A 25,176-nucleotide genomic window follows, 5' to 3' on the forward strand; every position below is an offset into this window, starting at 1 on the left:
AATTCTACCTTATCCGCGCAACGGAATACCGGTTCCGCATCGAATAAAAATTACCGTCGCCCGGAAAAAGTTGCTAGCGCAGCGGAGGCGTCGGGAGGGCGTTTACAACCGAGCAGCCGGAGCAAGCGTGACTTTTTCCGGAGGAGCAGACGCAAGGGAGTGGGCGGATGGTCCCCGCACAGGGGACCGGAGCATAGCGGACTTTGCGTCTGCGAGGGCGGCAGCGGAATTCCGGTATTAGCAAGGCGGCGGTATCTGTACTTCCTGCCGTGGGTAGGAGCGAGGGAATGCCGCCCCCGTGTGTCAGGCGGTAACTAAAACTACCTTAGCATACCGAAAAAAGTTGCTAGCGCAGTGGAGCCGTTGTGAGGGCGTTTACCAACCGAGCAGGCGAAGCAAGCGGGACTTTTTTCGGAGAAGCGGGGGCAAGGAAATGGAGTGGATGGTCCTCGCTTAGAGGACCGGAACGAAATGAACTTTGTCCCCGCGTCGGAGCGGAGGGGCGACTTGAGGCAATTTTCCGAGCGTACCAGGCGGGGAAGCAAAAGCAGCCGTTCTTTTTTCCTTATAAAATGGAAATAACCAACGCCCGGAAAAAGTTGCTAGCGCAGCGGAGGCGTTGGGAGGGCGTTTACTACCCTAAAGGGCACAGGCAACCGAGCAGCCGAAGCAAGCGTGACTTTTTCCGGAGGAGCAGACGCAAGGGAGCGGGCGGATGGTCTCCGTACAGGGGACCGGAGCATAGCGGACTTTGTGTCGGCGAAGCGGAACGCTGGTGAATTTTGCTTCCTTTGTTTCATTACAAAGGAAGTGCCCGCCCGGCATGAGGGCTACAGACTGACGATACCACAAAAAGTAGATTCCCCCGGCTGTGCCGGGTCCGAAATTTTTCAGCCCAATAAAAAAATAATTCCTCTGACTATACAAACTCTCAATCGTGGGTTTCAATAACGTGAAAATCTGCCTTGCCTGTACAGCCTTGCAGAGGTTTGCGCTTTTACACCTATATAATATAAAGAGCAATCATCTTCTTAGCTAGATTCGAGAAAGGAAGTGCGAAAAAATGAAGAATAAAAAATGGAGAGAGGCTTTCCTTTTGGCTATGGCTCTGGCTTGGTCGCTGCTATGCGGTTTCAGCTGTCCTGTTTCCTATGCCCCGCAGGTGATCATCCAGGAGGAAACGGCCCTTCCCTCCACTCCGCCGCCCGACTCCCAACAGCAGGAGGAAGAAATCTTTGAAGCGGTTGAGCCGGAAGCGGAAGATCTGCAGCAGAATGATTCTCCCCAGTCCCAGGAGCAGCAATCTTCTCAGGAAGAACAGGTTTCCGGGTCCTCCTTATTTGATAATGGATTATTGGAAGGACGTCCGTTGACCACAGGGGAAGTTCTGCTGGTGGGGTGTGTGATCGCCCTGGGAATCTCTTTGGTTGGAGTTTTGGGCGGAAGAAAGTAAGGTTGAGAGGGTAATTCTTTAACTTTAAGTAATAAATGGCGTATAATATACTGCAAAATGGGACAAAATGGAAGCGAAACAACTTTTTTCAGAAAAAAAGTGAAAAAACTTGAAAAAAGGTGTTGACATATCTATTGGCCTGTGGTATTATAACTAAGCTGTCTCGCGGGGCTGCGGAAAACGAAAGAAAAACTCCGAGAGAAACAGCGCTGGCACCTTGAAAATTGAACAACATTTAGCTTACAAGCGAAACCCTTGTAAATGATTTTTGAAGTTTTATAAAAACTTTGCAGCATACTCTGATTCCGATTTCAGGAAAAAGAGAATGCCAGTGAGTAATGAGAATTTAGGTTCGAAATTACTTCGTTGAATTGATTTAGAGCTGAAAAGCTTTAGATACCATTTAATGAAGAGTTTGATCCTGGCTCAGGACGAACGCTGGCGGCGCGCCTAACACATGCAAGTCGAACGGAGTAAGATGAGCTTGCTTATCTTACTTAGTGGCGGACGGGTGAGTAACACGTGAGCAACCTGCCTTCGAGTGGGGAATAACAGTCGGAAACGACTGCTAATACCGCATAACACATTGGGATGGCATCATCCTGATGTCAAAGATTTATCGCTCGAAGATGGGCTCGCGTCCGATTAGCTAGTTGGCGGGGTAACGGCCCACCAAGGCGACGATCGGTAGCCGGACTGAGAGGTTGATCGGCCACATTGGGACTGAGACACGGCCCAGACTCCTACGGGAGGCAGCAGTGGGGGATATTGCACAATGGGGGAAACCCTGATGCAGCGACGCCGCGTGTAGGAAGACGGTCCTCTGGATTGTAAACTACTGTCTTCAGGGACGATAATGACGGTACCTGAGGAGGAAGCTCCGGCTAACTACGTGCCAGCAGCCGCGGTAATACGTAGGGAGCGAGCGTTGTCCGGAATTACTGGGTGTAAAGGGAGCGTAGGCGGGGAGGCAAGTTGGATGTGAAAACTATCGGCTCAACTGATAGACTGCATTCAAAACTGTTTCTCTTGAGTGAAGTAGAGGCAGGCGGAATTCCTAGTGTAGCGGTGAAATGCGTAGATATTAGGAGGAACACCAGTGGCGAAGGCGGCCTGCTGGGCTTTTACTGACGCTGAGGCTCGAAAGTGTGGGGAGCAAACAGGATTAGATACCCTGGTAGTCCACACCGTAAACGATGATTACTAGGTGTGGGGGGTCTGACCCCTTCCGTGCCGGAGTTAACACAATAAGTAATCCACCTGGGGAGTACGGCCGCAAGGTTGAAACTCAAAGGAATTGACGGGGGCCCGCACAAGCAGTGGAGTATGTGGTTTAATTCGAAGCAACGCGAAGAACCTTACCAGGTCTTGACATCTCCTGCATAACCTAGAGATAGGTGAAGTCCTTCGGGACAGGAAGACAGGTGGTGCATGGTTGTCGTCAGCTCGTGTCGTGAGATGTTGGGTTAAGTCCCGCAACGAGCGCAACCCTTGTTTTTAGTTGCTACGCAAGAGCACTCTAAAGAGACTGCCGTTGACAAAACGGAGGAAGGTGGGGATGACGTCAAATCATCATGCCCCTTATGACCTGGGCTACACACGTACTACAATGGCAATTAACAGAGGGAAGCGACACCGCGAGGTGGAGCAAAACCCTAAAAATTGTCCCAGTTCAGATTGCAGGCTGCAACTCGCCTGCATGAAGTCGGAATTGCTAGTAATCGCGGATCAGCATGCCGCGGTGAATACGTTCCCGGGCCTTGTACACACCGCCCGTCACACCATGGGAGTCGGTAACACCCGAAGTCAGTAGCCTAACCGCAAGGAGGGCGCTGCCGAAGGTGGGATTGATGACTGGGGTGAAGTCGTAACAAGGTAGCCGTATCGGAAGGTGCGGCTGGATCACCTCCTTTCTAAGGAGACATACGGATGCAACAGTCCGTGTACTCTGGTCAGTGCAAGAGTTTCGTGCTGAATGTTGTTCGATTTTGAAGGCGCCAGCCTTCAAAATCACGGTCAAATACCGTGGGGGTGTAGCTCAGCTGGGAGAGCACCTGCCTTGCACGCAGGGGGTCAGGAGTTCGATCCTCCTCATCTCCACCAAAACATCGGAGTGATCTGATGGGCGGTGGACGAGGAGAAACGGAAGCCGGAGCCTTTGAGTGACACTCTGATGAACATGGGCGCATAGCTCAGGTGGTTAGAGCGCACGCCTGATAAGCGTGAGGTCGGTGGTTCGAGTCCACTTGTGCCCACCAGTCACTGTGAAGTGACACTATGGTTGAAAGACCGGAAACGCACCTTGAAAATTGAACAACGAATACAAATATTTACTGCGAAAAGCAAGATATTAGAGTGAAGATATTCATTGCAAAATGGGTATAAAAAACTACAATATTTGCCAGAGTAGAAACAGCTAAAGATTCAAAACATGGTCAAGCTACAAAGAGCGCAGGGCGAATGCCTTGGCACTGGGAGCCGATGAAAGACGTGATAAGCTGCGATAAGCCACGGGGAGCTGCAAATAAGCTTTGATCCGTGGATTTCTGAATGGAGAAATCCGGCCGGAGTCAAGTCCGGTCATCATATACTGAATCAATAGGTATATGAGGGGAACCGCCTGAACTGAAACATCTAAGTAGGGCGAGGAAAAGAAATCAACCGAGATTCCGCTAGTAGTGGCGAGCGAACGCGGACTAGGCCAAACCGGAAGCAGCAATGTTTCCGGGGTTGCGGACCGTATTTAGCATTGTTAAGATCTAACCGAACTGTATGGGAAGGCAGACCAAAGAGCGTGAGAGTCGTGTAGGTGAAAGATTGAGACAGCGAACGGTATCCAGAGTACCGCGGGACACGTGAAACCCCGTGGGAAGCCGGGGGGACCACCCTCCAAGCCTAAACACTACCCAGTGACCGATAGCGTATAGTACTGTGAAGGAAAGGTGAAAAGGACCCCGGGAGGGGAGTGAAAAAGAACCTGAAACCCTGTGCTTACAAGCACCGAGAGCCCGTCAATGGGTGATCGGGTACCTTTTGTAGAATGGTCCGGCGAGTATATTTGACTGGCAAGGTTAAGGGCCTCAGGTCCGGAGCCGAAGCGAGAGCGAGTCTGAACAGGGCGTATAGTCAGTCGGATATGACCCGAAACCGGGTGACCTATCCATGGTCAGGTTGAAGTGAGCGTAAAAGCTCATGGAGGACCGAACCGACCTCCGTTGAAAAGGCGGCGGATGAACTGTGGATAGCGGAGAAATTCCAATCGAACTCGGATATAGCTGGTTCTCCCCGAAATAGCTTTAGGGCTAGCGTTGACTTAGATTACTGGAGGTAAAGCACTGAATAGGCTAGGGGCCGAGAGGTTACCGACCCTTATCAAACTCTGAATGCCAGATAATTGATGGTCAGCAGTCAGACAGTGTGAGATAAGTTTCATTGTCAAAAGGGAAACAGCCCAGACCCACAGCTAAGGTCCATAATACACGTTAAGTGGAAAAGGATGTGGAATTGCATAAACAACCAGGATGTTGGCTTAGAAGCAGCCACACATTCAAAGAGTGCGTAACAGCTCACTGGTCGAGTGATTCTGCGCCGAAAATTCAACGGGGCTAAACGTGTAACCGAAGCTTGGGCTGCATCCTATGGATGCGGGGTAGGGGAGCGTCGTGTGCAGGGTGAAGCAGGAGCGGAAGCGCCTGTGGACTTCACACGAGTGAGAATGCCGGAATGAGTAGCGCGAAATATGTGAGAATCATATTGGCCGAAAGCCTAAGGTTTCTGGAGGAAGGTTCGTCCGCTCCAGGTTAGCCGGGAGCTAAGGTGAGGCGGAGACGCGTAGCCGATGCACATACGGTGGAGATTCCGTAGCCATCAAAGGATTTAAGATCAGTGACACTGACAAAGGGCTTGACCCGGGCGTTGGTAGCCCCGGGCGAAAGGGACCGAAATTAGAGTAGGGAAGCAAGTTTGGCGTCAGGCGAGAAAAGCTGATTGTATATCCGCGATGCCCGTACCGCAAACCGACACAGGTAGGTAGGAAGAGAATTCTAAGGCCAACGGGAGAAGGGTTGTTAAGGAACTCGGCAAGTTGACCCCGTAACTTCGGAAGAAGGGGTGCTCTGGAGACAGAGCCGCAGAGAATAGGTCCAGGCGACTGTTTAGCAAAAACACAGCTCTATGCTAAATCGAAAGATGACGTATATGGGGTGACGCCTGCCCGGTGCTGGAAGGTTAAGAGGAGATGTGCAAGCATTGAATCGAAGCCCCAGTAAACGGCGGCCGTAACTATAACGGTCCTAAGGTAGCGAAATTCCTTGTCAGGTAAGTTCTGACCCGCACGAATGGCGTAACGATCTGGACACTGTCTCAACGACCCACCCGGCGAAATTGTAGTACCGGTGAAGATGCCGGTTACCCGCGACAAGACGGAAAGACCCCATGGAGCTTCACTGTAGCCTAATATTGGATTTCGGTATTTCATGTACAGGATAGGTGGGAGACTAGGAAACAGGGGCGTCAGCTTCTGCGGAGTCGACCTTGGGATACCACTCTTGAAGTGCTGGAATTCTAACCTGCGGCCATGAATCTGGTCGGGGGACATTGTTAGGTGGGCAGTTTGACTGGGGCGGTCGCCTCCAAAAAGGTAACGGAGGCGCTCAAAGGTTCGCTCAGCATGGACAGAAATCATGCTTTTGAGTGTAAACGCATAAGCGAGCCTAACTGCGAGACCGACGGGTCGAGCAGTAACGAAAGTTGGAGTTAGTGATCCGGTGGTATGTGAGTGGAAATGCCATCGCTCAACGGATAAAAGCTACCCTGGGGATAACAGGCTGATCTCCCCCAAGAGTCCACATCGTCGGGGAGGTTTGGCACCTCGATGTCGGCTCATCGCATCCTGGGGCTGTATTCGGTCCCAAGGGTTTGGCTGTTCGCCAATTAAAGCGGTACGCGAGCTGGGTTCAGAACGTCGTGAGACAGTTCGGTCCCTATCTGTCGTGGGCGCAGGATATTTGAGTGGAGCTGTCCCTAGTACGAGAGGACCGGGATGGACGCACCTCTGGTGCATCAGTTGTCACGCCAGTGGCACGGCTGAGCAGCTATGTGCGGAACGGATAAACGCTGAAGGCATCTAAGCGTGAAGCCAACCACAAGATAAGATATCCCACTGAGTCAATCAGGTAAGACCCCTTGAAGACTACAAGGTAGATAGGCACAAAGTGGAAGCGCGGTGACGCGTGTAGCTAGCGTGTACTAATCGGTCGAGGGCTTGACCAGGTCAAGCGAATCTTTAGCTGGTAAATATGAGTTCGTTGTTCAATTTTGAAGGCGCGTTCCAGTCGGAACAGCCGAAAAGACCTGCACCATTAGCTCAGTTGGTAGAGCAACTGACTCTTAATCAGTGGGTCCCGGGTTCGAATCCCTGATGGTGCACCAAAGGAAGGTCCCAAGGCGCGCCGGAAGGCGTGGTCATGGATGATCATAGATACCACGGCGAGACGGCCCGTTGGTCAAGCGGTTAAGACACCGGCCTCTCACGCCGGTAACGCGGGTTCGATTCCCGCACGGGTCACCATTTTCCTCTAGCTTATCCGGACGAAAGTCCTGGTAATACAATAGCTTCCCTGTGAAGGCAAGGCGCAAAGAATAACTGAGGCCGACACGAGGACAGCAGAATAGCCGGTGTTTATTACGGTGAGGTCCCACCCGTTCCCATCCCGAACACGGAAGTTAAGCTCACCAGTGCCGAAGATAGTTGGCGGGAAGCCGCCTGTGAAAATAGGTCTTCGCCGGCATCCACAAAAACCATTCGCAAGAGTGGTTTTTGTTTTGTTTACCATGGCACAGCCATGGGCATAATCCGGTATCTATAACGATGAGGTTCCACCCGTTCCCATCCCGAACACGGAAGTTAAGCTCATCAGTGCCGAAGATAGTTGGCGGGAAGCTGCCTGTGAAAATAGGTCGTTGCCGGAACAGAAAGCCTGACGTTTAACCAAACGTCAGGCTTTTTTGCATCTTCTGATTCTTCAATCACTGTATTTGCTGCGACGAGCTTTTTGATGGATTGGGGAGGGCGGTTTTGAAAGCGGCGGTTTGTTCACTGTCCCCTTTGGCTGTTTGTCGGTGGCCAGGTGTCTTTTTTCCTTATGAAAAGGAAATTATCGCCGCCCGAAAAAAGTTGGCAACGGCCAGATCCAGTCCAAAAAGTGCACTTGTTATCCTAAAGGGCACAGGCAGGCCTTTAGATGGATGGGAACATGACTTCTTTCGGAGGAGTATCGCGCCGGCGGGGGCGTTTTGGAGCTTAACTGCCGCGTGTTTCTTGGGCTGGAGATGACACAAGAGAGGGGACGGATAGCTTCCACCCAGGTAACCAGAGCTGGTCGGACTTTGCGGCCGTAAGAAGCGAGTGGATTGTCCGGTTTTACCCGGACCTGTCCAGGTTATCTGGGCAACCGGCGAGCGGGCGATATTGTCTCTGCCAAGACAGGAGCAGAAACCATCCCTCCCATCCGTTTCCCTTAACACTACAAGGTACAGACTAAAACTACGGCAGGCACTATCTTTGACTAACCAGATCGTGATCGCCTCAACTATGGTTTTTTAAAGGGTGGTCCCCTCAGGAGTACCTCCCCATATCCCCGATACAACCTTTTGCTAGCTGCAACTCAGGAAAGAGACACCATCTCATCGTCCAGAAAGCAGCGAGTGGATTGTCCGGCTTTACCCGGGCAACCGGCGAGCGGGCGGTTTTATCTTTGTTGGCACAGAAACACAAACTATCCTTCTACGGCGTTCCCCTAAAAGCAAAAGGTACCAGCCAAAACAGTGGCAGGCACTATCTTTGACTAACCAGATCGTGATCGCCTCAACTGCGGGATTCCAAAGGGACGAGTCCCTTTGGACGTAACTCCTGACACAAATTTTTGCCTGATACCTGTCTAAGCCAGAGACACATCCCGCCCAACAGCTTTTGACGACTAAAAAGAGATCTGCCCTCTGATGAAGTAAGGCAGATCTCCAAAAGATTTTTTGATGGCTTTACCGGTCCAACTGGAGACACTTCCGCAGCTGATGAGCATCCTCGTTGCTGATCAGCACCAAAATCTTATCTCCGGACAGCAGGCAGGTTTTACCACGGGGAATGATAAGATTGCCCCGACGGGTGATGGAAATGATAACACACTCCTCAGGGAGCTTGATCTCGCTCAGGGAAGCGCCGCTGAAGGCGAAATTATCCGGCAGTTGGATTTCACTGATGACTGCCTGGCCTTGATTAAGAGCCATCACCTGGCGAATGGCTGCAAAGTCCACCTCACGTTCCAGCTGGCGGGCAATGCTGTCAGTGCCGCAGACGGGGATGTCCACCCCCAAAGCCTTCATCACCCCTAAATTTTTGGGGTTATTGACCCGGGCGACGGTTTTTTGGATACCAAACATTTTTTTGGCTAACTGACAGGCCACCAAATTGGTTTCATCCGAGCCGGTGACGGTGACGAAGCTTTGGGCGGAAGCAGCATCGGCGCTTTCCAGGCAATCGGGAGAGCTGCCGTCTCCACAAATGACGGTCACCCCAAGATCATCAGCGATATGCTCACACAGTTTGCGGTCCTGCTCAATAATGATAGGAGTATATCCATGCTCCAACAGTGTTTTGGAGAGGTAATAGCCTACTTTACCGCCTCCAATGACCAATACCTTCATTTCAGCCATATCTGTACTCCTTTTTGTCTCGTGCTGCTGATGTCACAGTATTTTGACATACAGCAATTGATCCCCTTCCTGGAAGGTGTAGTCCCGACAGCTTTCCCGCAGCAGGGTGGTGCCGTCCTTCTGCTGAACACCGATAATGGTTTCACTGTCATCATGTCCCACATCCCGGATAGCGGCGCCGTAAAATTCTTTGGGAACCGGAGTGCGCAGCACGCTCAGCACCGTTTCACCCACGGTGACTTGATTGGAGGTTTCGTTCTCTTTGCCGCTGATCATTTTCTCAATCACATCCACTGTCAGGGACGTGGGAGAGATGGTATTGAGCCCCAGCTGAGAAAAGACCCGTTTCCGGCGAGGATCATACACTCGGGTAATCACTTTTGGAACATGGAAAAATTCCCGGGCAATTTGGGAGACCATCACATTGATATTGTCATCCTCAGTAACTGCCGCCACACAGTCGCAGGATTCAATTCCCGCCTCCTGCAGTACTTCCTGATCAATGGGTACTCCCACAACGGCATATCCTGTAAAATCTTCATCCAGCCGGGAAAAATGCTCTTTATCGGCGTCTACGATGGCGATGTCATGTCCTGCCCGGCACAGGGAATTGGCCAGGCCGGAGCCTACCTTGCCGCAACCGATGATCAGAATATTCATCACAGTTCTCCTCACTTTTGTTGCCTTTGTTCGGGGACGGCCCCGAAATATGTATCTCCAGTATAGCATGGGTGGAAAAGATATGGAAGGGCCAGAAAGAAGAAAAAACAGATCCCCTTGAAAAGAAAATGACGGAAACAGTAAAAAAACAAATATCTCTTTCCCAAAGTGTATTTCCTTTTGAGGCAAAATATCAGGCTGCGTTTCTTGGCTGCTCGCCCCTCCCCCTGCTCTGTAAAAGGATTCCCTGAAAAAATCAGATGCAGCACGAAAAAAGCCCCCATCCATTTGGATAGGGGCTTTGTCCGCTTCACCGGTGTTTTGTCTGAAAAATCAGACAGCGCGCTCAACCTTGCCAGAACGCAAACAACGGGTGCAGGCGTAGATGTGGCAAGGGGACCCGTTCACCATCGCCTTTACGCGCCGCACGTTGGGCTTCCAGCTTCTGTTGGATCTTCTGTGGGAGTGGGAAACCTTGATGCCGAAGGTAACGCCCTTTCCACAAATGTCGCATTTAGCCATGAGTCTGCACCTCCTTTTCAAAACTGCTAATAGGGGTACTACTAGTAGTAAAGTAACATTAGTATATTATCAGCTTTGCCGGTAAAAATCAAGTCTTTTTGGCAATTTTCTTTGCGTCCCCATCTTTTTCCGAAAAAGTGTTCCCGGCGCTGGAAACAGAAAACAAAAGAGAATAATGTTCAAGGTTTGTTTACCTCCGCGGGGAAGGGAAATCTTGTTTTTTCCTGCTGTGCAAAGTATAATAAAAACAGAAGATCCGGGGCAGCGCCTGCCGTGGCTGCGGCGGGCGTCCTTTTTGCCTGCCTGCGGGCGGGCCCCGAGATTTATCAGCGAAAGGAGCGGATCTTTTTTTGAGCAGCATGACACAGCAGGGGCTTTTTGAACTGTTGATCAAGGTGATCGTTCTTTTGACCGCTTTGCCGGTTCATGAATGCGCCCACGCTATGATGGCTTCCCGGTTGGGGGACCAGACTGCCAGAAATTTGGGAAGGGCCACCCTCAATCCCTTGGCCCACCTGGACCCTTTTGGTTCCATTCTAATGTTGTTTACCGGTTTTGGCTGGGCAAAGCCCGTTCCGGTAATGAGCCGGAATTTTAAGAACGTCAGCGTGAAAAAAGGCATGATTCTGGTGGCGGTGGCGGGACCCCTTTCCAATCTGGCGCTGTCACTGGCATTTATGGTCATTTACAAACTGATTTTCCTGGTGGCGGGCGGTATGGGATTGCTGACCGCCAGCGACAGCATTTTTGCGCTGGGCATCATTCTGGAGACGATGATCACGCTGAATATCGGCCTGGCCGTGTTTAATCTGCTGCCGGTGCCGCCTCTGGACGGCTCCAGACTGTTGACAGCCCTGCTGCCTTACAGGATTTACTACAAACTGATGCGCCATGAGCAGCTTTTTATGCTGGTGCTGTTTCTGCTGCTGTGGAGCGGTATTCTTTCCACACCGTTGTTCTTTTTGCGCTACTATGTGTTCAGGGGATTGGATCTGCTGACATTTTTTATGGGCGGTACCATTTTTTAGGCTCCTTGATTGGTATAACTGGAGGGCGCAATGGAAAAACTTTCATTTAAAGTCAATGAGCAGTATGAAGGCCCTTTGGATCTGATCCTTCACCTCATTGCAAAGCATCAGCTGAATATTCAGGACATTAACATATCCAGCCTGCTGGAGCAATATATGGATTATATCCGGGCGTGGCAGGAGCAGAACATGGAGGTTGCCAGCGAATTTTTGGAGATGGCATCCCGCCTGGTATATATTAAGACCGTCAGCCTGCTGCCCAAATATGAGGAGGAGGAAAAGCAGGCAAAAGCCGAGCTGGTGGGACAGCTGCTGGAATATCAGGCCTGTAAAGAGGCTGCGGAGCAGCTGGGACTGCGCCAGAGCGGATTTTCCGCCTTTGTGCGGGCCCCTCAGGAGCTGGAAGCGGATCTCACCTATACCCGGCGCCATGATCCCATGGAGCTGGCCAGAAGCTATTGGGACGCTGTGGGCAAGGGACGCAGAAGGCTGCCGCCTCAGTCGGAGGTTTTTACTCCCTTGGTGGCAAAGCCGGTGGTGTCTGTTTCCTCCCGGATCGTCCATATTTTACGAGGGCTGTATCGCCGTACCCGCCTCAGCTTCCGGGGTCTGTTTGAAGATTCCGGCAGCCGCAGCGAGCGGGTGGCTACTTTCCTGGCAGTGCTGGAGTTGCTGAAGGCCAAGCGCATTCGTATGGAGGATGAAGATCAGACGGTGGTCTTTGCCGGAGGCGGACGGCAGAGAGAATCCGCTTTGGGAAAACAGGAAGGATAAAAGCGTGAAACTGACAGAAACACAGAAACAGATGCTGGCAGTGCTGTTTGCTGCCGGAGCGCCGTTGGAGGCGGCCAGGCTGGGGGAAGCCTTGGAACTGACCCTGGGAGAAACGGTGGATCAGGCGGAGGCATTGACCGCTGTCCTTGATGAGGCAGAAATGCCCTTTGAACTGCGGCGTTTGGGGGAAAGCTATCAGCTTTGCACCAGGCCGGAGTATGGAGGCATCATTCGCCGCACCCTGGAGATCCGGCGGAACACCCCCCTGAGTGCCGCCGCCATGGAGGTACTGGCGGTGATCGCCTATAATCAGCCGGTAACCAGGAGCTTTGTGGAACAGGTGAGGGGAGTGGACAGCTCCTCGGTGGTATCCTCTCTGGTAGAAAAGGGACTGGTGGAGGAGGCGGGACGGCTGGAACTGCCGGGAAAGCCGGTAGCCTACCGCACAACGGCCAATTTCCTCCGGTGCTTTGGACTGGAAAGTTTGGAACAGCTGCCGGATGTTCGTCATCAGGGAGAGGACGAAGCGGAGGATGACAGCCAGGTGACCCTGGAGGATTTGGCTGAAAACGCTTCCCCGGAGGCAAAGTGATTTTTCGCGGCAGAAAAAGACCTTTTGCCGGCCTGACCAAAACCGGCAGGAGTGAGAGATGAACAATGGGCACAGGAGGTGTTCAAATGCTGTATATCCGCAGAGCCGCAGCCAAGGATGCACAGACCATCGCCGTTATTCAGGCGGAATCCTGGCGGCGGGCATATAAGGAGATCCTTCCTCCCCAAAGCCTGGAAAAGCTGGGGAGCCCCTCATATTGGCTGGAATATTGGCAGAAGGAGCTGAAGGCTTCCACAGCGGAGCACTATATCGCGCTAGAGGGAGATCAGGCGGTTGGCTTTTTCTCTCTGGGGGAGCCGGAGGAGGAGGACCGTGAGCCGGGCAACAGGGAGCTGAGATCCATTTATTTTGCGCCGGACCATTGGCGCAAGGGATACGGCACCCAATGCATGAGCTTTATTTTATCCAATGTGGTGGAGGCAGGGTATCGGAAGCTGATTTTGTGGGCGCTCAAAGGCAACCTCATCGGCAGCTCCTTCTATACCAAATTGGGATTTTTGCAGGACGGCCGGGAAAGAAAGGTGAAGCCGGATTTACCGGTAACCGAGGTCTGTTTTTACAAGCTGTTGGGGTGATGGAGGGACTTCATCCCCTGAGGAGGAGGGGAAGTGATGAGCTGGCTTTTGTGGCTGCCGGCGGCGGTGCTGGCGCTGCTTTTGCTCATCCCCTTGCGGTTTCAGGGAAGCTGGCTGGATGGGGAATATAAACTGACCCTGCGGCTGCTGGGAGTGATCCCCATCCCTTTACTGCCCCGCAAGGAAAAAAAGAAAGCCGCCACGGCTTCCGCCAAAAAGCAAAAAAAAGCAAAGTCACAAAAAAAGCAGCTTTCCCCCAAGGACCCAGCTTTTCCTTTGGATCTGCTCCAAACCATAAATGATGTGCTGCCTGAGGTGCTGGAATCCATGGGCTTTTTGCTGCGGCATCTGAAGATCTCCCGCTGCCGGATCACCCTGTCTGTGGTGGGAGAAGATGCGGCAGAGGTGGGTATGAATCTGGGCAAAGCCTATCGGCTGGGATATGCGGCTTATGGCTGCTTGTCCCCGGTGGTGCGGCTGAAGGAATTTCGCTTTCAGGTGCTGCCGGATTTTATGGGAGACAGAGGCAAGCTGGCTGTGGAAGGAGAGGGGCGTATCATCCCGGCGATGCTGCTGGCGGCAGGTGTGGTGCTTGCGGCAAAGGGTCTGCCGCCGCTGATGGAGAGCCCTCTGGTCAAACGAAAGAGCGGATCAAAAAGCAGATCCCCCGGTGATGAAAAAAAGCGGAAGAGAAAAATAACGTCTCCCGCTGAAAATAAAGAGCATATTTCCTCTCAGATGATTGCGAACACTGAGAAAGAAAAAAAATAAAGGATGGTGTATAGCCATGGCACTCAACCAGTTGGGGAACCTTACCGATAGCTCCATGAAGAATCTGAAAACCCTTATTGACAGCAATACTGTGATCGGCCAGCCCATCAATCTGCCGGACGGCACCATGATCCTGCCGGTTTCCAAGGTGGCTTTCGGCTTTGGCGTGGGAGGAGGAGACCTGCCCGCAACCCAAAAGGAATTGTTTGGCGGGGGCACCGGCGGCGGTGTTACCATCACTCCCATGGGCTTTTTGGTCATCAGGGAGGGTGATGTGAAACTTCTCCAGCTGCAAAGCTTTCACAATACCGCTGACCGGGTGGTGGGTATGGTACCGGAGATGGTGGATAAAGTAAGCGGCCTGTTCAGCGGCAGCAAAAAGCCTTCCGAGCAGTCTCAGTCTCCCGTGGATGTCCCCCCGCAGGAGCAAAACCTTTAAGGGGATAAAAAAGCAATAAAATTTCAACTTTCAAAAGCAGCCGGTTCCATATTGGAACCGGCTGCTTTGTCTGTCATAGCCAAAAACAGGGAAAAACCTGGCAGCGCTTCCCCGTGCCTGTCCAGGCCCCTGAGAAGCAGAAGGGGAAGAAAAGTTTTAAGGAAGAGCCGCACGCAGGGGCAGAATGGATGGTACGGGCGGAAGGAACCGAGGCGAATGGAGCATAGAGGCATCCCCTTCACCTGGGGAAGTTTGCCGGAAACTCAAACGGCCGGCTCATTCATGAGCCGGCCGCCGGTGAAATGAATCATCTATCTGAAAATCAGCCAAGACGCATGGCAAAATGATCTGCAGTCTGGAAAACAAAATTACAGGGCGAAATCGATCTTTTTCTCTTCAATGTTATGCTTTTTGGCATAGCCGGTGAGCATCAGGGTCAGCGCGCCGTCGCCGGTAACATTGCAGGCGGTGCCGAAGGAATCCTGAAGGGCAAAGATGGTAAGCATCAGGGCCGTACCAGTGTCATCAAAGCCCAGAACACCGGTGATCAGGCCCAGGGAAGCCATTACCGTACCGCCAGGTACGCCGGGAGCGCCTACCGCGAAAATACCCAGCAGGGCGCAGAACAAAACCATGGTACCCACAGAAGGGATGGAGCCATACAGGATCTTGGAGATGGTCATCACAAAAAAGACCTCTGTCAGTACCGAGCCGCACAGATGGATGTTGGCAAAGAGAGGAACGCCGAAGTCCACCATATCGGAGCGGAGGGTTTTGGCTTTACGGGCGCAGCGCAGAGCCACAGCCAGGGTGGCAGCGGAGGACATGGTGCCTACCGCGGTGATATAGGCGGGGCCGTAGTGTTTGAGCACTTCCATGGGATTGGTGCCGGAATAGGCCCCTCCCAGGCCGTACAGCAGGGCCAGCCAGATGTAGTGTCCCACCATGACGATCACCACGATGATGAGGAAGATGGGCAGCTGCTTGGTGATGGTGCCCTCATAGGACAGGGTGCAGAAGGTGCAGGCGATGAACACCGGCAGAATGGGGATGATAACGCTGGTAACGATTTTCAGTACGATATCCTGAAATTCCTGAAGGATTTTGGCTATGGTACGGGCATTGGTCCAGGTTGCGGCCAGGCCCACCAGCACAGAGAATACCAGAGCGCTCATAACCGACATAATGGCAGGAATATCCAGCTGGAATACGGCAGCGGGGACCTCTTTAAGGCCGTCTACGGAGCTGACAATATTCAGGTGAGGAATAATGCCGTATCCGGCGGTCATGGAGAACAAGGCCGCGCCCACAGAAGAGACATAAGCCAGGATCAGGGCGATGCCCAGCATCCGGGAGGCATTGGAGCCCAGTTTGACAATGGACGGGGCGATAAAGCCGATAATGATCAGCGGTACGCAGAAGCCGATGAGCTGGTTGAGGATATATTTGACCGTCACGATCACCTGAAGGATGGCGCCATCAGGAATGACAAGGCCGATGACGATACCCAATATCACGCCTACCAAAAGCTTAAATGGCAAACTCTTGAAGATATTCATGAACGAAACTCCCTCCTAAAAATGTTGGAGTATTTCCTCATACAGCTCCCCAACGGAGCCTGTGGGAAAACTCCCGCGGGATCATGTGCCGGTCATGATACGGATGATTTCTTTATCCGTTTCCTTCATGCCGTCATGTCCCAGGCGACCGATGTTGCGGATGGTATTTTCCACGCCATCGCCGATCAGTCCGTCTCCATCCCGAAGGAACTGACCTTTCCGGGCCATTTGGCAGCCCAGAATACCGGATTCCACCGCTGTGGCGATCTTGGAAGCGCAGGACGGCTTGGCGCCGTCGCAAACCATGCCGGAGATGGTGGCCAGAGAGTTGATGAGGCAGTGGGAAATTACCTCATAATCCCCTCCCTGCAGCCAGCAGATGGCCGCTCCGGCGGCGGACCCGGCACTGGCGACACCGCAGTAAGCAGACAGACGGCCGATACCGGTTTTCAAATGGATGGTCAGAAGATCAGAGAAGGTGACCGCCCTTACCATGGTATCATGGTCCACCCCCAGCGCCTTGGCATAGGTAATGACAGGGACGGAGGCAGTAATGCCTTGATTGCCGCTGCCGGAAACGATGATTACAGGAAGCTCACAGCCGCTCATACGGGCGTCAGAGCCCGCAGCGGCCATGGCCCGGGCCCGGACCTTGATGCTTTGGTCATCATCGTCCAGCAGCACCGAACCCACATTGGCTCCCCAGTTTTCCTTGATGCCGGCCTCCGCGATGGCATAGTTATACTGGATCTGCCGCTCTACCATTTCGCGAACATCATCCACGTTCATCGTTTCCGCAAACTCCAGGATGTCACGCAGGTTCATAAAAGCCCGGTCAGTGAGAGGGGTGGTGCTGCCGGAGCTTGCTCTACCTGCATCCAGCAAAACCTTTCCATCCTTCTCAATGTAAACAATGTTGGTGTGGAAATCCATGATCCGCAGCTTGACAGTGGAACCGCCTCCCTGCAAAGTGAGAATAATATCGAAGATAATATCTCCCTGAGCGGGAAGCACTTTGATTTCGTGATTTCCCAAATAATCGCGGATGGCTTTTTTGTCCTGGTCGGTCACCTGAGCGATGACCTCCAGCTTTTTGTCCGCCACACCGGCCACGATACCAGCCGCTGCCGCGGCTTCGATTCCGTGAAGTCCTCCGGTGTTGGGGACGACGACGCTTTTTACATTCTTGATGATGTTACCGCTGGCCTCCACCAGCACGGTTTCCGGCAGACATCCCAGCACTTCACGGGCTTTGGCCGCGCCATAAGCAATGGCAATCGGCTCCGTACACCCCATGGCCGGGACAAGCTCCTCACGCAGAACCTGGATGTAGTTCTGGTACCGGATGTCCGTAGGCAACATGGCATTTACCTCCTTTTTTTGATGATTCATTTCTGGAATTGGCAGTGCGTCTTCCGCTGATTCCATAGAATATTATAGTCTTTTTTGTAAAAAACTTCAATTATAATTTTATTTTGCAGAAAAATATAAAGCGAAATAACCAATTATAGTTCCAAAGTGAAACTTAAAATTTTGGACAACCTGTATAGGATTCGAAAGATTTTACTGATACTTTTAATTTTCTCCCGCTTTTTTTAAATGAAAAAAGAAAAGGTTTTTGTTGTATTTTCCACTTCTTCTTGAAAAATTTCCTCCCTCCCTTTGGATTGTATGCGGAAAAAAGTTTTTCTTGTAATCAAAAGCTTTTTTCCTGGAAAGTTTTTCACCTGAGCCGGCTGGAATATAAAAAAGCTGCCCCCGGTTTCCCTCTCTGAGAAAACCAGGAGCAGCAGTTTCTTTTTAACTGTAAAAACAGCAATGCTCTTTTAAAATATCAAATTCTGAAGGGCTTCCCAGATATCCTGGGGTATCCCCAGCTCCTGCCAGTTATCTTTGTAGTAATCCAACATGGCGGCTTTGGCATTGTCATAAGTGGAGGCGGGAGTAACTTTACTGGAGCGTTCGGAAGTGTCGCCGCTGGAGCTTTCCGGTGTCTGTAACTGCTGGATCTGCTGCTGAAGCTGGTCCAGCTGACTGGTTTGATCCGCCTCCATCAGCTGTTTCTCCCACTGGACGGTATAGGCAAAGGCTTCCTTGAATACCGCCCTGGATTGGGTACTGAGGTTGGCAGATTTTCCCGCCGACAGCACCAGCCACCAACCGTCAAACTGATGCTGGGTCCGTTCCACATTGCGCAGCTGAGCCAGGGTTTCAGGCGGCACCTCCGTGCCGGGAATGTATTCCCCGAATTTCACTGTGGATTGGGCCAGATAGTTGAAAATTTCCTCCTGTTCTCCCACCACCAGGGTTTCGGCTCCCGCGGCGATAAAGGCGTTTTCACCCAGGTGCCCCGGCAGGATGGCAGTATTGTTGTAAAAGCCTACTTCGTCATAATACCGGCCCCGGTTGAGAAAGGCGCGGGTGCCGCCGTAATATACCCCCAGAATCTCCCCCCGCAGCCGGGTTTGAGTGGCGGTGGAGTTGCGCACCACGCCGCTTTCATCGTTGAGGAAGGTGAGCATGGTGTCAGCGTCGGGGAAGAGAAAGGGCATGGTCATAAATGACAGACGGTCATCCATCTGAATCATTTCCTCAGTGGTGAAAAAGTACAGGTCTGCCTGTCCTTCACGGTAGCTTTCAATGGGATACTTTGCTTTGCGCACGGTCACCTTCAGCCGGCCGCCGCTCAGCTCCTTGATCTTGGCCCGGAGCAGATCCAAAGTGTCCCACATCAGCTGGGGAGCATCCACCGGCATGGCGATGCGGAGGGTCTCCTCTTCCAGCCCGGCGGGGTCATTTTCCTGCTCCTCACGGGGATAGCGCCGCAGGTCCGCCTGAGCGCATCCGCCCAGCAGGGACAGCGCCAGCAGCAGCGCCAGCAGCTTTTTGAACATGGCTTTCACTCCTGTCCGCTCTGGTCTTGCCCCTCACCGGCAGCGGAAACCCCGGCGGTATGGGGCAGCTGATTGGCCAGATAGTTGATCCGCTCAGCGTGATAGCTGGTGTTGGCGGCAAAGGCATTGTTGATGAAAATAACGGTTTTAATGTTGTGCTCCAGTACAAAGTCGTAGATGGACTGTTCGTAATGGCGATAGTCGATGACATAGGTTTTGTCAAAATTGGCCATCAGGAACGGAGAAAAGGCGTTGCCATAGGATTCCTTGAGGACCAAAACATTATTGCCGTCCTCAATATCCAGGTTATCCAGCAGGAATACCGGATGATCTCCCCACAGGAATACGGAGTAGGCGTTGCCTCCCTCCACCCATTCCGCCCAGGGAGAAATAGGCTGCCAGACCCCCGGCTGGTCCTTGGTGACCACCTGGCCCTCATAGTTTTTGGCGGTGATATAGTAATCTACATAATCGGGATTTGCCGCCAGCTTTTGATCCCGGGTATAGGAGTAAACCGTGCCCAGAAAATCGGGAATGGTCCGCTTCTCAAAGCTGTCCAGGCTTACCGGCGTCAGACCGGCCGTCTGACAGAAAGCCTCATAGGCGCAGTAGGCGCCCCGGGCGGTCCAGTGATGATCGGTGCGGAAATAGATATACTGGTCCTTGTTCCGCTCCAGATTGCTGTAGGCGTCCACAGTGATGACAGGGGAATTCTGCTGAGGATAGAGACTGTACAGATAAGAAATATTGTCCTTCTGGGAGTTGGAAAGGGACTGATACTTCTCCGGCAGGTAGAAGTCGGAGGAGGTGGGTACCACGATGTTGTAGACCTTGGCCTGTCCCTCCAAGCTCCGGGCAAACTGGGTCAGATAACCGGCGTATTGCTCCGCCACGGGGCGATAGCCGCCGAAGAGCATATAACCGGTATCCCCCACCACAAAGTAGCCGTTGCTGGAGTAGCCGTCCGGTACCTCCGGCGCCGCGGAGGAGCCCTGGGAGGAGCTGTCACTCTGACTGGAGGACTGTTCCGGCTGGCTGGAGGCGCTGGAAGGATGGGAGGAGCTGCCGTCATCAGGAGTCACCGCCGGGACAGAGCTGCCGGAGCCATCAGGATCCCCCTGGGGCTGGGAAGCAGGTTGGGAGGCCCCCTGGGAAGAGGAGGTCTGGGGCTGGGAATCGGTGGGCGGGGCATAGATCTTCACATCGTCGCTGCCCCGGATGCCTTTAAGCTCATCAAACCAGGAGCCCATTTCAATGAAGGCGTCCCGGAAGGGGAAGGTATCGGCGTAAAAGGCCTCAAAATCTCTCAGATAGGTGCCGCTGAACAGGGCATTGAGAGAAAAAGCGGGCATTTCGGCCAGTTTTCTCTTTTCCACCAGGGATTCAGCAGGCTTGGGCAGCACGAAGGAAAAGACGCCCATGGTGGCCATTACCGCGACAATGAGGACCATGGAGCGGATACAGCATTGCTTGTACAGCTTTCGCAGGTTTGTTTCCGGCAGTTTCATGAAAATACTCCTTCCTGCTCCAGTTTATGTGGAACATGTCCGGCTCAGAAGCGGAAATACAAAAAGGGATTGTAGCTTTGGCCCACCAATAAAGCGGTGCACAGCAGCAGCAGCGCCAGACAGCCCGCCGCCTGAAGGGGCACCAGACGGCACCGGCCCACATCGGTGAGATGATCGTCCAGCCACCGGTGGATGGCAGGAAGAATAGGGGCGCAGAAGGCCAGGGACAAAGCCAGCCACAAAATGTTGTTCTGAAGGGTGACCCACACAGCGGGATCAGACCAGCCGGAAGCCCCCAGCAGCGCCCGGAAGAAGGCCCCCAGGCGGGCGGTATCGGTGAAGTAGAAGATGCTCCAGCCCACCAACACCGCCAGCCAGGACCAGACCCGGCCCACCCAACGGGGCAGGCGGTTGAGAAGGGAGAGGAGGAAGGTTTTTTCCAGGATCAGCAGCGCGCCATAGTATGCGCCCCACAGTACAAAGTTCCAGCTGGCGCCGTGCCACAGGCCGGTGAGAAGCCAGACAATGCAGATATTGCGCAGCTGATGGCGGTATTTGCCCCCCAGGGGAATATAGACATAGTCCCGGAAAAAGGTGCTCAGAGAAATATGCCACCGCCGCCAGAAATCGGTAACGGAGGTGGAGATATAGGGATAGTTGAAGTTTTCGTTATAGTGGAAGCCGAAGATGCGGCCCATTCCAATGGCCATATCGGAGTAGGCGGAAAAGTCGTAATAGATCTGAATGGAATACATCAGGATCCCCACCAGTGCGCCGGAAGCGGCCAGCCTGGACAGATCCCCATCCAAATATTGTCCCGCCAGGGCGCCGGCAGCGTTGGCCACCACCACTTTTTTGGTCAGCCCCACAAAGAAACGGCAGAAACCGCCCCAGATGTCCCCAATGTCCACCTTGCGGCCATCCACCTCATCCGCGATCCAGCGGTAACGGACAATGGGACCCGCCACCAGCTGGTGATACATGGTGACATACATGAGGAATTTGAGAAAGGACCGCTGGGCCTTCACATCCCCCCGGCGGACATCCACCAGGTAGGAAATGATCTGAAAGCTGTAGAAGGAAATACCGATGGGAAGGGTGAATCCCGGCGCCTCAAAGGAGGTGCCCAGCAAAGCGTTGAGGTTTTCATAGAGAAAACCGCTGTACTTGAACAGCCCCAGCAGGCTCAGGTCCAAAGCGACCAGCAAAGTCAGGACGATTTTGCTCCTTCGCCCCGGCGATTCCAGCAGGCCGCTGAAAAACCAGTTGACAAAGGCGGTAAAAAGCAGCAGCAGCACCCATACCGGCTCACCCCAGGCGTAAAACACCAGGGAAAAGGCCACCATAATGACATTCCTGGTGGAATTGGACTTGGCTAGAAAATATAAAATGATGTTTATCGGCAGGAAGACGTAGAGAAAAAACAGATTGGAAAAAACCATACCGCACCATCCCAACCACCCCCGGCCCCAACACGCTGAAAGGATGGGGCGGGCAGGTGAAATAAACTCTTGTAATTATACCAATTATTTAGTAGAATCACAAGTAGATTCCTTGTATCAGATATGGAAAACAGACGGTCTTGTTCATTTGGTGTTATCCTGGAGGGAAATGGATCATGAAAGAGAACAAAACCCGGAGCGGGATGCTCCTGATGGCTCTTTGCTCTATGCTGTGGAGCATTGGGGGACTGTTCATCAAGCTGGTGCCCTGGAACCCGGTGGTGATTGCGGGACTTCGGTCGCTCATCGCTATTTTTATTTTTCTGGGCTATATGCGGCTGCTCCATTACCATATCCGGGTCAACCGGCGTACCCTTCTCTGCGGACTGATGCTGGTGGGCACCATGATCTTTTTCGTCTGTGCCAATAAGTTTACCACCTCCGCCAATGCCATCATCCTCCAGTCCACCTCTCCCATCCATATCATGCTGCTCAGTACCCTGCTGCTGGGCAGCCGGTACAGCCGGTCGGATTACCTGGTGGTGGTCATCTGTCTGGCGGGTACCTCCCTGTTCTTCTTTGACCAGCTGACCCCCGGAGGGCTGATGGGCAATATTTTCGCTCTGGCCAGCGGCCTGACCATGGGGGCGATGTTTGTTCTTTCCAGCGCCCTGCCTGATGAGGAAAGCTCCATGAGCGCCCTGCTGCTGGGGCATTTGGGTACCGCACTGGTGGGAATATGCTGCCTGCCCTTCTTCCCCATCACCCTGGAGCCCATGGCTGTAGGATGTATGCTGGTGCTGGGAGTTTTTCAGCTGGGTATCCCTTACGTCCTCTACGGCATGGCATCCCACCGCTGCCCGCCGCTGTACTGTTCCCTCATCGGAATGCTGGAGCCGCTGTTCAATCCTTTGTGGGTTTTTCTGGTGATGGGAGAAAAGCCTGGTGCTTTTGCCCTGGCCGGTGGTATAATAGTACTGGTCACTGTGGCCCTGTGGTGCGTCGCCGGGGCCAAAGCCGCCGCCCAGCAGCAGGCTCAGGGCTGAAAAGGAGACGGCAAAATCCTGTTATTTTCCACGCCGCGCCGCGGCAGATAGGAGCTTTTTGATTATGAGTCAGTCCAATGTTGAAACCGTTATCAATCCCGGCAAAAATGAGATCATCACTGTGGACGGCCGCCAGTACCGCCGCCTGTGCATCAAAACCCACGTCATCACCGATGTGGACCGCATCGCTGATGTGGCGGTGCAGTACGCGGGGCCCCATATGCAGCCGGGGGATGTACTGTTTATCACCGAAAAGGCGGTGGCCTGCACCCAAAAGCGGGCGATCCCCATGAAGGATATCCATCCCCGTCCGCTGGCAAAGCTGCTGTGCAAGTTTGTGCTGAAAACGCCTTACGGCATCGGCCTGGGTATTCCTGAAACCATGGAGATGGCCCTGCGGGAATGCGGCACCATTCGTATCCTGTTCGCAGCCTTCTGTTCCGCCATCGGCAAGCTGTTCGGCAAACGGGGCATTTTCTATATCATCGCCGGGGACAAGGCCCGGGCCATTGACGGCCCTTGCAGCTTCACCCTGCCTCCATACAACGAGTATGTGGTGCTGGGGCCCGCTGACCCCGACAAGGTGGCCAGGGAAACAGCGGATGCGCTGGGCCATCCTGTTCTCATCACCGACATCAACGACCTGGGAGGCAATATCCTGGGGCGCAGCGACGCTTCCATGGACCCGGAGCTGTATGTGCGTATTCTCAAGGACAACCCTCTGGGCCAGCAGAGCGAGCAAACTCCTATGGGCATCATTCGTCCTGTGGAATGATTTTCAACCGGAAAGGAGCCTTATGGTGGAAAAGATCCGCTTTATCACCGATACCGCCTGCGACATCCCACTGGATGTGGCGGAGAATTATGGGATAGATGTCGCGCCCCTCACCGTGGCGGTGGATGGCGTTATCTACAAGGAAAGCTATGAGATCACCCCCCAGAAATTTTATCAGCTGTGCCGGGAATGCAAAGAGCTGCCGGTTTCCTCCGGGGTCAATGCCCAGGAGTATCTGGAGCGGTATGAAAAGGCTCTCCGGGATGGATGTACCAATGTCTGTGTGGTGTGCATCAACAGCGGCGGTTCCATGTGCTATGCCTCTGCCAACCGGGCCCGGGAGGAGTTCTATGAGGAACATCCCGATGCCCGGCAGAAGATGGAGATTGAGATCCTGGACAGCCGCACCTATTCCATTGCCTATGGTATCCCGGTGCTCCGGGCTGCCGAGATGCATCGGCGGGGCGTGGCCCTGGCGGATATCCGGGCATTTTTCCAGGACTGGTTTGACCGGGTGGAGATTTATTTTGCTCCCCTCACCTTCGACTTTGTCAAGCGGAGCGGACGGGTCAGCGGAATCACCTGCCTGGCGGGGCAGGCCCTTGGTCTGCGCCCCATCATCGATATCATTGAAGGCAAGACTCATGCCGCCGCCGTGGTGCGGGGGGATCGGAACGTCCCCGGCGCCATCGTGAAAATTGCTCAGGAGCGGGCGGTGAAGGGTACCCCCTACGGGATTTTGGTGGGTACGGTCACCGGTCTGGCGGAGGATCTGAGCGCCAAGCTCCAGAAGGCCATAGGGGACGGTCTGGCGGGGATTTTTTCCGCCGGTCCCGCCATCACCATCAACGGTGGTCCCGATCTGCTGGCCATGTGCTTCCTGGGAGGCAAACGGCAGACAGGAACTGCGGGCTGAAACAAAGAATGAAAGCAAGAAAGCCGCTGGGGATGGACCATCCTCAGGCGGCTTTTTTACAAAGAAAAGATTTTGGAGAAAGGAAATGACAGGATGAGCCCAAAGGATTCTCCCCGGGACACAGTCCGCCGGTTTTCGGGCCCACCAGGGAAGAATTGGCCGTCTTTTTCCGTTTCCCAGCCAAAAGTTTTCTCCTGTTCCCGCTGCCAGGATTCAGTTGACCCGCGCCTTTAAAGGGCGCGCAGCCTTTCCCGGGGCTGGGGGAGAAAATAAATGTTGGATTGAAGCGCCCAGGGGAGAACAAGCTTCTGCCGCTGTTTCCGTACAGGGGAGCGTATCCTTGCTTTCCCCACACGCCGGGTAAAGCCGCTGGTGATGGGATGCTGCCGCCCGGGGGGACACGGAAAAGGGGAAAGGGGTGTGGGGCATTTTTCCCGGCTTTCCATAGCCCTTGCAGATCCCCTGCCCAAAGTACCGGAAGGCTTCCAGAT

At 53.4% G+C, this 25,176-nt stretch carries 18 protein-coding genes, 4 tRNA genes and 4 rRNA genes; 18 read left to right on the plus strand and 8 right to left on the minus strand.

Annotation, left to right across the window (positions count from 1 at the left end):
- The first annotated feature begins 1,063 nt into the window (after positions 1 to 1,063).
- From BQ5383_RS10365 to rrf (BQ5383_RS10405), 9 genes are all read left to right on the plus strand, one after another.
- Positions 1,064 to 1,453, plus strand: a complete 390-nt coding sequence (locus tag BQ5383_RS10365) for a hypothetical protein (protein WP_071431764.1) — start codon at positions 1,064 to 1,066, stop codon at positions 1,451 to 1,453.
- A 403-nt stretch (positions 1,454 to 1,856) separates the two neighbouring features.
- Positions 1,857 to 3,366 (plus strand): 16S ribosomal RNA (locus tag BQ5383_RS10370).
- A 114-nt stretch (positions 3,367 to 3,480) separates the two neighbouring features.
- Positions 3,481 to 3,556: transfer RNA gene (locus tag BQ5383_RS10375), tRNA-Ala, on the plus strand.
- A 78-nt stretch (positions 3,557 to 3,634) separates the two neighbouring features.
- Positions 3,635 to 3,711, plus strand: a tRNA-Ile gene (locus BQ5383_RS10380).
- A 175-nt stretch (positions 3,712 to 3,886) separates the two neighbouring features.
- Positions 3,887 to 6,724 (plus strand): 23S ribosomal RNA (locus tag BQ5383_RS10385).
- An 83-nt stretch (positions 6,725 to 6,807) separates the two neighbouring features.
- Positions 6,808 to 6,883: transfer RNA gene (locus tag BQ5383_RS10390), tRNA-Lys, on the plus strand.
- Positions 6,884 to 6,947: 64 nt separating this feature from the next.
- Positions 6,948 to 7,022: transfer RNA gene (locus BQ5383_RS10395), tRNA-Glu, on the plus strand.
- Positions 7,023 to 7,125: 103 nt separating this feature from the next.
- Positions 7,126 to 7,242 (plus strand): 5S ribosomal RNA (rrf, locus tag BQ5383_RS10400).
- Positions 7,243 to 7,306: 64 nt separating this feature from the next.
- Positions 7,307 to 7,423: ribosomal RNA gene (gene rrf / locus BQ5383_RS10405) — 5S ribosomal RNA — on the plus strand.
- Together the 16S, 23S and 5S rRNA genes with 4 tRNA genes alongside form the textbook arrangement of a ribosomal RNA operon.
- A 1,068-nt stretch (positions 7,424 to 8,491) precedes the next feature.
- On the opposite strand, the gene BQ5383_RS10410 is transcribed toward rrf (BQ5383_RS10405), so the two are convergent.
- From BQ5383_RS10410 to rpmB, 3 genes are all read right to left on the minus strand, one after another.
- A complete protein-coding gene (locus tag BQ5383_RS10410) occupies positions 8,492 to 9,163 on the minus strand; it encodes a potassium channel family protein (protein WP_235821968.1) in 672 nt (223 codons plus the stop codon).
- A gap of 33 nt (positions 9,164 to 9,196) precedes the next feature.
- A complete protein-coding gene (locus BQ5383_RS10415; RefSeq protein WP_071431766.1) occupies positions 9,197 to 9,823 on the minus strand; it encodes a potassium channel family protein in 627 nt (208 codons plus the stop codon).
- A gap of 333 nt (positions 9,824 to 10,156) precedes the next feature.
- Entirely contained in the window at positions 10,157 to 10,345 is a 189-nt protein-coding gene (gene rpmB, locus BQ5383_RS10425; RefSeq protein ID WP_071431770.1) for a 50S ribosomal protein L28, read from the minus strand.
- 359 nt (positions 10,346 to 10,704) lie between these two features.
- Here rpmB and BQ5383_RS10430 point away from each other — a divergent pair, with 359 nt between their 5' ends.
- The 6 genes from BQ5383_RS10430 to BQ5383_RS10455 all read left to right on the plus strand — a co-directional run bounded on the left by BQ5383_RS10430 (position 10,705) and on the right by BQ5383_RS10455 (position 14,545).
- Positions 10,705 to 11,373: a site-2 protease family protein gene (locus BQ5383_RS10430; protein ID WP_071435020.1), complete on the plus strand. Its 669-nt coding sequence runs from the start codon at positions 10,705 to 10,707 to the stop codon at positions 11,371 to 11,373.
- A gap of 30 nt (positions 11,374 to 11,403) precedes the next feature.
- Complete coding sequence (locus tag BQ5383_RS10435) at positions 11,404 to 12,147, plus strand: segregation and condensation protein A (RefSeq protein ID WP_071431772.1); 744 nt, start codon at positions 11,404 to 11,406, stop codon at positions 12,145 to 12,147.
- Between the two features lie 4 nt (positions 12,148 to 12,151).
- Positions 12,152 to 12,739: an SMC-Scp complex subunit ScpB gene (scpB, locus tag BQ5383_RS10440; RefSeq protein WP_071431774.1), complete on the plus strand. Its 588-nt coding sequence runs from the start codon at positions 12,152 to 12,154 to the stop codon at positions 12,737 to 12,739.
- An 86-nt stretch (positions 12,740 to 12,825) separates the two neighbouring features.
- Positions 12,826 to 13,335: a GNAT family N-acetyltransferase gene (locus BQ5383_RS10445; protein WP_071431776.1), complete on the plus strand. Its 510-nt coding sequence runs from the start codon at positions 12,826 to 12,828 to the stop codon at positions 13,333 to 13,335.
- A 36-nt stretch (positions 13,336 to 13,371) separates the two neighbouring features.
- Positions 13,372 to 14,106 carry a hypothetical protein gene (locus tag BQ5383_RS10450; RefSeq protein WP_071431778.1) on the plus strand — a complete coding sequence of 245 codons (735 nt, stop codon included), beginning with the start codon at positions 13,372 to 13,374 and terminating at the stop codon, positions 14,104 to 14,106.
- A 16-nt stretch (positions 14,107 to 14,122) separates the two neighbouring features.
- Positions 14,123 to 14,545, plus strand: coding sequence for a spore germination protein GerW family protein (locus BQ5383_RS10455; RefSeq protein ID WP_071431780.1), 423 nt, complete (start codon positions 14,123 to 14,125; stop codon positions 14,543 to 14,545).
- 368 nt (positions 14,546 to 14,913) lie between these two features.
- Here BQ5383_RS10455 and BQ5383_RS10460 read toward each other — a convergent pair whose 3' ends face one another.
- From BQ5383_RS10460 to BQ5383_RS10480, 5 genes are all read right to left on the minus strand, one after another.
- Positions 14,914 to 16,104 carry a dicarboxylate/amino acid:cation symporter gene (locus BQ5383_RS10460; RefSeq protein ID WP_071431782.1) on the minus strand — a complete coding sequence of 397 codons (1,191 nt, stop codon included), beginning with the start codon at positions 16,102 to 16,104 and terminating at the stop codon, positions 14,914 to 14,916.
- 81 nt (positions 16,105 to 16,185) lie between these two features.
- Complete coding sequence (locus tag BQ5383_RS10465) at positions 16,186 to 17,466, minus strand: L-cysteine desulfidase family protein (protein WP_071431784.1); 1,281 nt, start codon at positions 17,464 to 17,466, stop codon at positions 16,186 to 16,188.
- A 464-nt stretch (positions 17,467 to 17,930) separates the two neighbouring features.
- Complete coding sequence (locus BQ5383_RS10470; RefSeq protein ID WP_071431786.1) at positions 17,931 to 18,998, minus strand: type 2 periplasmic-binding domain-containing protein; 1,068 nt, start codon at positions 18,996 to 18,998, stop codon at positions 17,931 to 17,933.
- 5 nt (positions 18,999 to 19,003) lie between these two features.
- Positions 19,004 to 20,506 (minus strand): DHHW family protein, encoded by a 1,503-nt coding sequence (locus BQ5383_RS10475; protein WP_071431788.1) that lies wholly within the window; start codon positions 20,504 to 20,506, stop codon positions 19,004 to 19,006.
- A gap of 44 nt (positions 20,507 to 20,550) precedes the next feature.
- Positions 20,551 to 21,948 (minus strand): MBOAT family O-acyltransferase, encoded by a 1,398-nt coding sequence (locus BQ5383_RS10480; protein ID WP_071431790.1) that lies wholly within the window; start codon positions 21,946 to 21,948, stop codon positions 20,551 to 20,553.
- A 176-nt stretch (positions 21,949 to 22,124) separates the two neighbouring features.
- On the opposite strand from BQ5383_RS10480, the gene BQ5383_RS10485 reads away from it, so the two are divergent.
- From BQ5383_RS10485 to BQ5383_RS10495, 3 genes are all read left to right on the plus strand, one after another.
- The gene (locus BQ5383_RS10485; RefSeq protein WP_071431792.1) at positions 22,125 to 22,994 is read left to right on the plus strand and encodes a DMT family transporter; all 870 of its coding nucleotides are present in this window, start codon (positions 22,125 to 22,127) and stop codon (positions 22,992 to 22,994) included.
- A 64-nt stretch (positions 22,995 to 23,058) separates the two neighbouring features.
- A complete protein-coding gene (locus tag BQ5383_RS10490) occupies positions 23,059 to 23,769 on the plus strand; it encodes a coenzyme F420-0:L-glutamate ligase (protein ID WP_071431794.1) in 711 nt (236 codons plus the stop codon).
- Positions 23,770 to 23,791: 22 nt separating this feature from the next.
- The gene (locus tag BQ5383_RS10495) at positions 23,792 to 24,685 is read left to right on the plus strand and encodes a DegV family protein (protein WP_071431796.1); all 894 of its coding nucleotides are present in this window, start codon (positions 23,792 to 23,794) and stop codon (positions 24,683 to 24,685) included.
- Positions 24,686 to 25,176: the final 491 nt, after the last annotated feature.

It is taken from the genome of Angelakisella massiliensis (genome assembly GCF_900104675.1).
Taxonomy (GTDB): Bacteria; Bacillota; Clostridia; order Oscillospirales; family Ruminococcaceae; genus Angelakisella; species Angelakisella massiliensis.

What these genes read in the sequence shown, in the direction of transcription:
- BQ5383_RS10455 (WP_071431780.1), top strand. Translation starts at nt 14,123, where the DNA reads ATGGCACTCAACCAGTTGGGGAACCTTACCGATAGCTCCATGAAGAAT.
- BQ5383_RS10465 (WP_071431784.1), bottom strand. Translation starts at nt 17,466, where the DNA reads ATGTTGCCTACGGACATCCGGTACCAGAACTACATCCAGGTTCTGCGT.
- BQ5383_RS10480 (WP_071431790.1), bottom strand. Translation starts at nt 21,948, where the DNA reads ATGGTTTTTTCCAATCTGTTTTTTCTCTACGTCTTCCTGCCGATAAAC.
- BQ5383_RS10490 (WP_071431794.1), top strand. Translation starts at nt 23,059, where the DNA reads ATGAGTCAGTCCAATGTTGAAACCGTTATCAATCCCGGCAAAAATGAG.
- BQ5383_RS10495 (WP_071431796.1), top strand. Translation starts at nt 23,792, where the DNA reads ATGGTGGAAAAGATCCGCTTTATCACCGATACCGCCTGCGACATCCCA.
- BQ5383_RS10365 (WP_071431764.1), top strand. Translation starts at nt 1,064, where the DNA reads ATGAAGAATAAAAAATGGAGAGAGGCTTTCCTTTTGGCTATGGCTCTG.
- rpmB (WP_071431770.1), bottom strand. Translation starts at nt 10,345, where the DNA reads ATGGCTAAATGCGACATTTGTGGAAAGGGCGTTACCTTCGGCATCAAG.
- BQ5383_RS10475 (WP_071431788.1), bottom strand. Translation starts at nt 20,506, where the DNA reads ATGAAACTGCCGGAAACAAACCTGCGAAAGCTGTACAAGCAATGCTGT.
- BQ5383_RS10435 (WP_071431772.1), top strand. Translation starts at nt 11,404, where the DNA reads ATGGAAAAACTTTCATTTAAAGTCAATGAGCAGTATGAAGGCCCTTTG.
- BQ5383_RS10470 (WP_071431786.1), bottom strand. Translation starts at nt 18,998, where the DNA reads ATGTTCAAAAAGCTGCTGGCGCTGCTGCTGGCGCTGTCCCTGCTGGGC.
- BQ5383_RS10410 (WP_235821968.1), bottom strand. Translation starts at nt 9,163, where the DNA reads ATGGCTGAAATGAAGGTATTGGTCATTGGAGGCGGTAAAGTAGGCTAT.
- BQ5383_RS10450 (WP_071431778.1), top strand. Translation starts at nt 13,372, where the DNA reads ATGAGCTGGCTTTTGTGGCTGCCGGCGGCGGTGCTGGCGCTGCTTTTG.
- BQ5383_RS10415 (WP_071431766.1), bottom strand. Translation starts at nt 9,823, where the DNA reads ATGAATATTCTGATCATCGGTTGCGGCAAGGTAGGCTCCGGCCTGGCC.
- BQ5383_RS10485 (WP_071431792.1), top strand. Translation starts at nt 22,125, where the DNA reads ATGAAAGAGAACAAAACCCGGAGCGGGATGCTCCTGATGGCTCTTTGC.
- BQ5383_RS10430 (WP_071435020.1), top strand. Translation starts at nt 10,705, where the DNA reads ATGACACAGCAGGGGCTTTTTGAACTGTTGATCAAGGTGATCGTTCTT.
- BQ5383_RS10460 (WP_071431782.1), bottom strand. Translation starts at nt 16,104, where the DNA reads ATGAATATCTTCAAGAGTTTGCCATTTAAGCTTTTGGTAGGCGTGATA.
- BQ5383_RS10445 (WP_071431776.1), top strand. Translation starts at nt 12,826, where the DNA reads ATGCTGTATATCCGCAGAGCCGCAGCCAAGGATGCACAGACCATCGCC.